Origin of the sequence: Aquimarina sp. RZ0 (assembly GCF_008370685.1) — a bacterium.
Classification (GTDB): Bacteria; Bacteroidota; Bacteroidia; order Flavobacteriales; family Flavobacteriaceae; genus Aquimarina.
In genome coordinates, this window is sequence record NZ_VTZU01000085.1 from 1 (window position 1) to 1,413 (window position 1,413).

Sequence of the window (1,413 nt, forward strand, 5' to 3'; positions counted from 1 at the left end):
TTTTTCCTTTCTACTTCGTTTAAAAAATAAACCGTAGCTATAGCTATGCTTGATTTTTTTGCCTTGCATAAAGAAAAAATAATTCAATGAATTTATACGAATTTTTTAATCACAAATCGTATAACTCACCTTGGGCACAAATATTTTAAAAATTTAGTATCGTTATTAACAAGTGTTTATCTATATGATGTATAGTGTATTACAAGAAAAAATTACTAGTCCCGCTAATTTTAGTTATTATATAGATTGCTATTTATTTTGTATTGATTTTAAGAAATCCTTTTATTAATAGTGCTTAACAGCAACTCTCAATGGTATCATTTTTTAAGTAAAAAGAGACTTGTCAACAAGTTTTTTTTAGTAAAAACAAGAAAAAAGCTTCGCTCATTGCATAAGGTGAGTTATCCAAATTATTTGAACAAACACGCGCTTCGAGAACTTACTAACTTTATCTATTATAAAATATCAAAAGTGGTATCAATTCTTTTGATGACAACAAGAAGCGTATAGAAAACAAAAAATAGAGGACCAATTACACCATCTAATCAAATTAATTTAAAATAAATCAAAATTTCGAAAAAAGGTACAAATTTGATTTTGCTGTATTTCCAACTGGACACTAAATAATAAATTCATAGGGTATCGACACTTTAAAATTGTTTTAAGAATAACTATAGCTATGAAAAATAGCCGCTGTTTTACTTATTTAATAACTAAGCAAAAATTCAAAAAATAACATTCAGGTCATGAAACAAAAAAAATTACTATATTTTTTACTATTGATTCTTGCTATGCAATTAGCCTACACTAATAGTATCCTACCAAATACTAGTCCTATATCAAGATTTTTTTACCGTTCTAACTCATATCAAAGATATTCACCCAATGCATATGACGATACCGCCACAGTATTTGAAAATAGTTTAGATAATTCAATTGAAGTTCTTTTAAATGATTCTTTTGGTTCCACCGGTCCTAATCCAGGAAATGCACTACAAGTAACCGGAGTTTCTAACTCTGGTGGGACTACACTTATAGATTATAATGGCACTCCAAACAATCCATTAGATGATAAGGTTCTATATCATCCTCCCCAAAATTTTACCGGACTTGATATTTTTGTCTACACCATTGTCGATGCAAAAGGAAATACCGATTCATCATTAGTGAGAGTATTAGTCATAAAAAAACCAAACGATCAGCCCATGGCAGTAGATGATCTTGTAGCTCTTGATGAAGATACCACCACAACTATTGAAGTATTGATCAATGACAGTTTTGGCGGAGATGGTCCTTCTGATACTCCGATTTCTGTGGTATTAAATCCAGAAAATGGTACCGCAACGGTAAACCAGAACGGAACGCCAGAAGATCCTACAGATGATACCATAGAATATACACCAGCTACTGATT

Annotated in this window: 1 protein-coding gene; it reads left to right on the forward strand. The window is 30.6% G+C overall.

The genetic code is table 11. The features are described 5' to 3' along the window. Positions 1-746: 746 nt before the first annotated feature. Positions 747-1,413 (forward strand): Ig-like domain-containing protein (locus F0000_RS23075; protein WP_255452864.1); only part of this gene is annotated, 667 nt, incomplete at its 3' end.